This is a genomic window from Streptomyces caeni (assembly GCF_042678285.1).
Taxonomy (GTDB): domain Bacteria; phylum Actinomycetota; class Actinomycetes; order Streptomycetales; family Streptomycetaceae; genus Streptomyces; species Streptomyces caeni.
This window is the reverse complement of record NZ_JBHUDX010000062.1, coordinates 66,400-75,071: the sequence shown is the minus strand read 5'-3', so window position 1 is coordinate 75,071 and position 8,672 is coordinate 66,400. Positions and strand designations below refer to the sequence as shown.

At 72.0% G+C, this 8,672-nt stretch carries 8 protein-coding genes; 5 read left to right on the top strand and 3 right to left on the bottom strand.

The genetic code is table 11. From position 1 onward, the window contains the following. The first annotated feature begins 40 nt into the window (after positions 1–40). Positions 41–463, top strand: coding sequence for a signal peptidase I (lepB, locus tag ACFSL4_RS22440; protein WP_381085762.1), 423 nt, complete (start codon positions 41–43; stop codon positions 461–463). 192 nt (positions 464–655) lie between these two features. Here the strand turns inward: lepB and ACFSL4_RS22435 are convergent, their stop codons facing one another. Then, entirely contained in the window at positions 656–1,402 is a 747-nt protein-coding gene (locus tag ACFSL4_RS22435) for a hypothetical protein (RefSeq protein WP_381085750.1), read from the bottom strand. A gap of 81 nt (positions 1,403–1,483) precedes the next feature. Then, complete coding sequence (locus tag ACFSL4_RS22430) at positions 1,484–1,828, bottom strand: MerR family transcriptional regulator (protein WP_381085747.1); 345 nt, start codon at positions 1,826–1,828, stop codon at positions 1,484–1,486. Between the two features lie 688 nt (positions 1,829–2,516). On the opposite strand from ACFSL4_RS22430, the gene ACFSL4_RS22425 reads away from it, so the two are divergent. Next, positions 2,517–2,735 (top strand): hypothetical protein, encoded by a 219-nt coding sequence (locus ACFSL4_RS22425; RefSeq protein ID WP_381085744.1) that lies wholly within the window; start codon positions 2,517–2,519, stop codon positions 2,733–2,735. 278 nt (positions 2,736–3,013) lie between these two features. Then, positions 3,014–3,229 carry a hypothetical protein gene (locus tag ACFSL4_RS22420; RefSeq protein ID WP_381085741.1) on the top strand — a complete coding sequence of 72 codons (216 nt, stop codon included), beginning with the start codon at positions 3,014–3,016 and terminating at the stop codon, positions 3,227–3,229. Between the two features lie 57 nt (positions 3,230–3,286). Here ACFSL4_RS22420 and ACFSL4_RS22415 read toward each other — a convergent pair whose 3' ends face one another. Continuing rightward, positions 3,287–4,270 carry a GerMN domain-containing protein gene (locus ACFSL4_RS22415; protein WP_381085738.1) on the bottom strand — a complete coding sequence of 328 codons (984 nt, stop codon included), beginning with the start codon at positions 4,268–4,270 and terminating at the stop codon, positions 3,287–3,289. A 287-nt stretch (positions 4,271–4,557) separates the two neighbouring features. On the opposite strand from ACFSL4_RS22415, the gene ACFSL4_RS22410 reads away from it, so the two are divergent. Together ACFSL4_RS22410 and ACFSL4_RS22405 are read left to right on the top strand one after the other, a co-directional pair. Then, positions 4,558–6,987: a SpoIIE family protein phosphatase gene (locus ACFSL4_RS22410; protein WP_381085736.1), complete on the top strand. Its 2,430-nt coding sequence runs from the start codon at positions 4,558–4,560 to the stop codon at positions 6,985–6,987. 440 nt (positions 6,988–7,427) lie between these two features. After that, entirely contained in the window at positions 7,428–8,420 is a 993-nt protein-coding gene (locus ACFSL4_RS22405; RefSeq protein WP_381085733.1) for a slipin family protein, read from the top strand. Positions 8,421–8,672 lie beyond the last annotated feature (252 nt).

Sequence of the window (8,672 nt, the reverse complement as noted above, 5' to 3'; positions counted from 1 at the left end):
AGCCCCACCCGAAAGCCCGAAACGGACATCACGTCACGTACTGCCCTCTCAGGGAAGGCCGATGCTGCGGCGGGTCATCGGATTGGGTGGCGATCACGTGACGGGCGAGGGGAACCGGGTCACGGTGAACGGCAGGCCGGTCAACGAGCCGTATGTGAGGGACGGCGAAGAGAACCTGACGGTCAGCCCGTATGACGTGAAGGTGCCGGACGGGCGGCTGTTCTTGCTGGGCGACCACCGGGCGAACGCCAACGACTCACGCTTCCACCTCAGCGAGCAGTCAGGCAGCGTCGCGGCCTCTGGAGTGCAGGGGCGAGTGCTGGAGGACTCCGCCGTGCCGATGGTGTTGGTGACGCTTGGGGGCCTCGGGATCGCGCTGACCCTCGCCGGTATCGGAGGCTACGTGGTCGGACGGCGTGCCGGGAGGTCGCTCCCGTCCGGTGCCCCATGGCCTGTGGGCTGAGCCCCGGCAGATCCCCCGGCGTCCACATGGGAGGCCGGCAAGAGCCTTTGAGGCTTGGGGACGCCGACTTCCGGCGTGAAGCGGCCGAACGCCTTGTGGTCCCCGGTGTCACCCCAGTGACCGGGGGCCGCCGCCAGTCACTTCGGGACGAAGGGGTCGCTGGGTTCAAAACCCGCCACCGCAACGCGGTTCTCAGCTGGAACTGGCGACGACCTGCCCGATGACGGAGAAGCGCCGCTCGCACTCCGGGCAGGTCGCCTCACCGAAGGCATACGTCAGGGCGCACGCGACTTCCTCGTGGCCGTCGGCCAGGGCAAGGTCGTAGAGGCGGCGGCCGAGACCTTCCAGGGCGCGGGGGTCGGCCGGATGGAGAGGGAAGGTTTCGACGTCGTCGGAGAGGGCGTAATCCTCGGCCACGCTGAAGAACCCCCGCTCCCCGATGATCACCCACAGCGACGCGCATCCGTCGGGATCGGGACACTCGAGTTCGTATTCCTCGCCGACGACGCCCCCGAACAAGTCCTGTGCCCAGTCGATGCCGCCCTCCAGGTTCAGGACCGCCTCAAGCAGGTGGCAGTACTCGTTGCGGTCTGCGGTGACCTGCCGCCACCGGTTCGCGGCGGACAGCAGGCGTGCGACGTCCGTCGCGTGCCGGTCGCGCAGGTTCCGGGTCTCGTACCGCTGGTCCGCTTGGACGAGAAGGGAGCCGGCCAGGAGGAGGGCCGAAACTGCCGTGTCGGCATGGTCGTCCTCCGCCATGTCGGTCAGCGCGTGCAGCACCAGCGGACGGGTGACGTCCAGGGAACCGTTGTGGTACAGCTCCGTCCAGAGGTCGCTCCATGCCTGACTGTCCCGCCCCTCGGCGGCACGTTCCAGCAGGGCCCTCAGTCGGTCGGAATCGGCGTCGTCCGCGCGGGGAACAGCAGAACTCGTCGTCATCTGCGGCATCCAAGCAGACATCAGCGGGGCCTGGCGGCCGTCACCGACCACGAGGGCGAGCGGACAGCCGCCCGGTCGTGATCAGGATGTGGTCTTCGGCTGCGGCTCGCCGCCTTGGGCGCGCAGTTGCTCATTGATGCGCCGGGCTTCTTCGAGCTGGTCTTCGAGGATGACGATGCGGCAGGCGGCCTCGATGGGGGTGCCCCGGTCGACGAGTTCGCGGGCGCGGGCGGCTATGCGCAGCTGGTAGCGGGAGTAGCGGCGGTGGCCGCCTTCGGAGCGCAGGGGGGTGATCAGGCGGTGTTCGCCGAGAGTGCGGAGGAAGGCGGGTGTGGTACCGAGCATCTCGGCGGCCCGGCCCATGGTGTAGGCGGGGTAGTCGTCGTCATCGAGAGGGGTGATGGGGCGGGTACTGCGAGGGGGCATAGGCCTCTTCTTCCAGGGACGCGTCGGGGGGCCCGGATGCCGTACCGGCACCCGGGCCCCGAGCTTTCAACACCATCTACCGGCGAACTGCGCCGGCCTTCTTTGTCCGCAGGTTCCGCCTGGGAGGGCGGGGCTGCGGGGATCGCGGTTGCGTGACCGGGGACCACCTTCCAATCCGGGGCCTGCGGTACCCGGGCGGGCTTCTTCCTCGCCCGGGCGATCCTGATGGCGTTCTGCTCCTTACCTTCGGTTACTCGGTTGTACTGCTGGATACCGCGGGTACTGCTCGCGGCCCCATGGGGCCGTTTCCTGCTTGACCTGCTTGCACGGCAGTTTCGTATCTGCCGTGCCCTCTTCGACTTCCTGGGTACGACAAGAACGTTAACCCCATGACGAGCCAATGTCTACTGTTGCCATGACAGGTTTTCTTCGAGGGTGATCCACGGCATTCTGTTGCACATGCATGCGGAAGAATGCCTGCCCCGGGTAGAGTCCCGGCTCGGTGGGCGCCAGGCTGAGGCGCCACCGCCGCCCGTGACCGCCGGCACCGCCCGGTGGCACCTCCGCCGTCCTCGGCGTGGGCGCCCCTCACGGTCAGCGCCGTGGCGGCGCCCGGGGCCGCCGCCGTGCTTGTGCTGGTCAGGGGCGTCGAGCTGCAGGCCGGACGGTTGCGGCGCATGGTGGTGCCATGGACGAGCAGCCTCCTGTGGTCGTGTTCCCGCCGTCGCCCGACGGCGGGCGGCAGGTGACGATCCACGGCAAGCGCGTGGGCATCGCCCACAGCCTCTTCGATGTCTTCGAGCTGCTCCACGACGCCGGCCTGCCCTCTGAGGACCGCGCCGTCGACGACCCAGAGCTGATCGAGTGGCGCGGCGGCGGGCCGTACGACTGGAGCGACACCGCGTAGACGCCGCACAGCGGTCACCACGGCCGGGCCGCCGGGCTGTGCCGGTCGGCCTCCCTCCATGGAGTCGGATTCCGGAGGTGTCCGGTTCCCGGGTCCTCTCCCGGGACCGAAGCACCGGAAGCGGGCGGCGGAGCACGACAGCACGCGGGCCGGCCACCACGCCCCAGCGGCCCGGCCCGGCCGCGCGTCCCCTCGCACCGCCTCGGGTATCTCCCGGACAGTCCCCACGGCGACCGGTCCGGACACCGGCGCGCCGCATCCACTGGAGGTGGAGAAGCATGGCCGACACCGGCGGGCTGGAGCCCGTGGCAACCTTCTGCGGCAACTGCAACTGCGGCTGTCCCCAACTGTTCGTCGACCCGAACGCCCCGGCCGACCGCCGGATCGTCCTGACCGACGACTTCGGTCAGCGTGTCCAGATGAGCGCCGACCAGTTCTCCTCGCTCGTCGACGACGCCAAGAACGGCAGGCTGGACGGCGTCGCCCTGCCCTGACGGGCGGCGGACGGACCGGGGGCCGTACACCGGCGGCAACGTGTCCGTGCCTCGCCGTCACCGTCCCAGCGTCAGCGGGATCGTGTCGACGATCACCGGCCGTCCGTCCTCGGGAGAGTCGTACGAGGCGATCAGCCAGCCGGTGCCGGTGTTCGCGGTCCGGTACGGGACCGTCACGTCGAAGGTGCCGCGGGTGCCGGTGCCGGAGGTCGCCGTCACATACGGGTAGGCGACCGTCGTCCCGGCGGCGTCCTTGATCCTCAGGCGGAACGTCGCCTCGAACGTGTTGGCGCTGCCCCACACCCGGACCGGGCTGTGGATCGTGTCACCGATCAGCGGCGACTCCACGAGAACGGCGGGGGTCAGATCCTCGAAGTCGGCCCGGCCGACCGGCTGGTGCACATCGACCCCCTCCCCGCCCAGCGCGGTGACGGGTTTGCCGTCGAGTTCGAACGCCACCTTCTGGATGGACGGGAACTGGGTGGCGGTGAAGACGACTTGGGCGATCCGTGCCCGCATGGAGAGGCTGCCGCCGCCGTCGTCGTAGCGTCCGGAGAGATCGACCGTGGCGACCTTGCCGCGCACGGCGACGGAGTTCAGCGTGGTGCCGCGGGGGATCGCCGTGGTGCGCTCGTACCGCTTCTCGTAGGTGGTGGGCCCGGCCAGCAGTGCGCGGAGGGCTCCCGCGGCCGTGCCCGGGGAGGCCGCGCTGCGCGGCGCGGGTGACACATGCTCCCCGTGCAGGAAGTAGGCCGAGACCCGTACCTGGCGGGGCGCCCTCCCGGCGGGCGTGGTGGTCGGGGTGGCCCCGGTGGACGGGGTGCCCTCCTGCGAGCCGCCGCCGTCGCCCGGCGCCTGCGATGTGCCGCCGCTCGTGCCGTCGGTGGTGGCGGGCGAGGTGTCCGGCCGGGTGCCGGCCGTGCCCCCGTTCCCGCCCCCGCAGCCGGCCGCCAGCGAGGCGACGAGCAGGGCGATGGCGGCAAGGGCGGCTGGACGGCGCGGGTGCGTGCCGGTCCGTCCGGCGAACGTGCTGGCGTTCATGGCGGCCTCCTCCGACACCACCAGCCAACGCCCGTGCCGGCCGGCTTCCCAGGGGTCGTCCGGCCCGGAGCGGAGGTCCGTACGGCACCGGTGTGACGGCGCCCCGACGGGCCCGGGTCGCGGCCCCTCTTCCGCCGTGCCCGGCGGCGCGGTGCCACGACGCGCGAGTGCGGGCGAAGAACGGTAGAAGTGGGGGAGAGGGCCGACGCGGCGGGCCCGGCCTCCGGGCTCGTGGGCCCGGTAGGCGTCGTCCCGCGGCCCGGGCTTCCGCGGGGGCAGAATGGGCGATGATCGACATGCACGGTGCCAGCACACCCGGCAACGGCTCCGGCATGCCCCCGGACCCGGCGGACCCGGCGACGGCGGTCGTCGACGCCCGGGGGATCGTGACCGCGTGGAGCGCGGGCGCCGAGCGGCTGCTCGGCTACCCGTACCAGGAGGTCGTCGGGCACCCCGTGATCGATCTGCTCGGTTCGGACACGGACGTCGCGAAGGGGTATCCCGCGGCTCTCGACGGGCGCGGCGGGACGACCCCGCTGCGGCACCGGGACGGCCGGCGCGTGGAGGTGCGGCTGCGGGCGTATCCGTCGTTCGACGGCGAGGGCAGGGCGCAGCGTCTCATCGTGGTCACGGCGCCGAAGCAGCCGCCGGACCCGGCGGCGGCGGAGGAGGCGTTCACACAGTGCCACCTGCCCCTGATGGTGTACGACCGCGAACTGCGGGTCCTGCGGGCGAGCGCCGGTGCCACCCGCGAGCTCGGCCTCACCGAGGAGCAGATGCGTGGCCGGCGTGTCACCGACGTCCTGCCGCCCCACATGTGCCGGAGGGTCGAGGAGGGCATGCGCCGGGTGTTCGAGTCGGGGCAGCCCGAGGAGTTCCAGCTGCGGGGCAGGGCCCGGCCGGCGGCGCCGCCGAGGATCTGGGCCGTCACCGTGGCCCCGGTCACGACATCGGCCGGGCGGGTGCCCCACGTACAGGTCTCGGCACTCGACGTCACCGCCGAGTACTGGGCCCGGGAGCGGCTGGCCCTGCTGAACGACGTCGGTACGCAGGTGGGCAGCACCCTGGACGTGATGCGCACGGCCCAGGAGATGGCCGATGTGATGGTGGCCCGGCTCGCCGACTTCGTCACCATCGACCTGCTGGACTCCCTGTTCCGCGGGGTCGAGCCGGTGCCGTCCGCCTCGGGCACCGTCGCCCTGCGCCGCGCCGCGCAGCAGTCCGTCCTGCCCGGTGCGCCCGAGGCGGTGATCCAGCCGGGGGACGTGGACTACTACCCGGAGTCGGCGCCCCCCGTCCGCGCCCTGGCCACCGGCCGGGCCTCGCTGCACCGCACGCTGGACGAGGCCATCAGGAGCTGGCAGGTCGCCGACCCCGAGCGGGCCGGGGTGGTCTGGCGGTTCGGAATCCACTCGATCATGGTCATTCCGCTGCGTGCCCGCGGCATCGCTCTCGGTGTGTCGGTCATCGTCCGCCATCAGCGTCCCGAGCCCTTCGAGGAGGACGATCTGCTGCTCGCCCAGGAGATCGGCGCACGCGCCGCCGTGGCCGTGGACAACGCCCGTCGGTACACGCTCGAACGCAACACGGCCCTGGCGCTGCAGCGCAGCCTGCTCCCCCGTCGGCTGGCCGCGCAGGACGCGGTCGAGGTCGCGTACCGCTATCTGCCCGCCCGTACCCGGGCCGGCCTCGGGGGCGACTGGTTCGATGTGATCCCGCTGTCCGGCGCCCGGGTCGCGCTGGTCGTCGGGGACGTGGTGGGCCACGGTCTGCGCGCCTCCGCCACCATGGGACGTCTGCGGACCGCGGTGCGCACCCTGGCGGACGTCGACCTTCCCACGGACGAGCTCCTCGTCCACCTCGACGACCTGGTCACCCATCTGGCGGCGGAGGAGGAGCCCATCGCGGAGCCCGAGGCCGACATCGAGGTCTCCACCGACCTCATCGCCACCTGCCTGTACGTCGTCTACGACCCGATCTCGCGCCGCTGCACCGCCGCCAGCGCGGGCCATCCGCCGCCCGCCGTCGTCACGCCGGACGGCACGGCGGACTTCGTCGAGGTCTCCCCCGGCCCTCCGCTGGGCGTGGGCGGTCTGCCCTTCGAGGCGGTCGAGTGGGAACTGCCCCGGGGCAGTCTGCTCGCTCTCTACACGGACGGTCTCATCGAGGGGACCAAGCACGACCTCGGCAAGGGGCTCACGCTGCTGCGCCGCTCCCTGGAAGAGCCCGCCGCCTCGCTGGAGGACGTCTGCGACAACCTGATCCGCAGTCTGCTCCCGGCGCAGCCCCAGGACGATGTCGCCCTGCTCGTCGCCCGTACCCGGGCCCTGGACACCAGCCAGGTCGCCACCTGGGACCTGCCGTCCGACCCGGCCGCGGTGGCCCGCGCCCGGGCGGAGGCCCTGCACCGGCTGTCGGGGTGGGGACTGCAGGAGGTGGCCTTCACCGCCGAACTGGTGGTCAGCGAACTGGTCACCAACGCCATCCGGTACGGCCAGCCCCCCATCCGGCTGCGGCTGATCCACGATTCCGCGCTCATCTGCGAGGTCTCCGACAGCAGCAGCAGCGCCCCGCATCTGCGGCGGGCCCGCACCTTCGACGAGGGCGGCCGCGGGCTGCTGCTCGTCGCCCAGTTCGCCGAGCGTTGGGGTACGCGCCACCACGCGGCCGGGAAGACGATCTGGGCAGAGATCGAGATCCCCTGCACACGGACGTGACCGCGACCGGGAGGGTCGTGACCGCAGCCGGGACCATGGTGACCGCGACCCGGCCGGCATGACGACCCGGGCGCCTCCGGGTGTCTGCGGGTGTCTGCGGGTGTCTGCCGGTGTCCCCGGGCGCCTCCGGGTGTTTACGGTGTCCCCGGGTTTCCACAGGTGTCCCCGGGCGCCTCAAGGTATTTACGGGTGCCCCCCCAGTTTTCCACAGGTATCTCCGAGCGCCTCCGGGTGTTTACGGGTGTCTCCGGTTCTCCGCAGGTGTCTCCGGGTGCCTCCGGACATCTACGAGTGCTACCGGTGTCCGCAGGTGTCTCCTGGCGCCGGTGGGTCCTCCTCTTCTTGACGAACTCCTGACGCCCCGGCCGCATCCGCTGATCCTTTCCGCGGCGTCCACTTGGTTGTCACTCATCGACACCCTGAGAGGGAAGTGAAGTGCCATGGAAGGCACCGTCGTCGCGGTTGTGCTGGTGGCCGTTCTGGCCCTGCTCGTGCTGCGCAGCGGAATGCGGGTGGTGAACCAGGTCGAACGCGGGGTCGTCTTCCGCTGGGGGAAGGCGCTGCCGCACCACCGGCAGCCGGGCATCACGTTCCTGATCCCGTTCGCCGACCGGATGCGGAAGGTGAACGTGCAGGTGGTGACCCTGCCGATCCCGACCCAGGAGGGCATCACCAGGGACAACGTCTCGGTCAAGGTCGACGCCGTCGTCTACTTCCGGGTCACCGACCCCGTACGGGCCTCGATCGAGGTCCAGGACTACATGTTCGCCGTCGGGCAGGTCGCCCAGTCCTCGCTGCGGTCCATCATCGGCAAGAGCGACCTCGACGACCTGCTGTCCGACCGTGAGCGGCTGCACGAGGGGCTCGCCCTGATGATCGACAGCCCGGCAGCCGGCTGGGGCGTGCACATCGACCGGGTCGAGATCAAGGACGTGCAGCTGCCGGAGTCCCTGAAGCGGTCCATGTCCCGGCAGGCCGAGGCGGAGCGCGAGCGGCGGGCGCGCGTCATCACGGCGGACGGCGAGTTCCAGGCCGCCCAGCAGCTCGCCAACGCCTCCCGCATCATGTCGGACACCCCGGAGGCCATGCAGCTGCGGCTCCTGCAGACGGTCGTGGAGGTGGCGGCCGAGAAGAACTCGACGCTCGTGATGCCGTTCCCGGTGGAACTGCTGCGGTACTTCGACCGCGCGGCCCGCAAGCTCGGCCACGAGGGGGGTGACGGGAAGGCGGCCCCGGCGGCGGGCACGGGCGCCTCGGTCGAGGGCCTGGGCGCCCTGACGAAGGACGCGGGGGCACCCGCCCCGGCCGCCCCGGCCGAGGGCACGGGCACTCCCTACGGTGACCGGGCGGCGGCCGTACCCGGTGTCGCGCACGACCCCCGCCTCGGGGAGGTGCCGGCCCCCGCGCCCCGGCCCCGCACCGATCAGGCGTGAGCCCGACGGCGCCCGCCGGGCGAGTGGGCCACCGGGCCGACGCGCGGCGGGTGCCGTCCGCGGTCATGTACGGCGGCCTCGGACGGTCTACTCGGTTCGCCCCGGCGGCGGTTCACCCCGCGACACCGCCTCGGTCCCGGCCGGTGCCCGCGCCCCCGGGCGGTGAACTCCGCTCACATCGAGGACGGTTCACCGGGACATCCCGTTCCCCCGTGGCCCCAGGGCCGCCGCCGGGCCCGCGGGGCCGGCGGG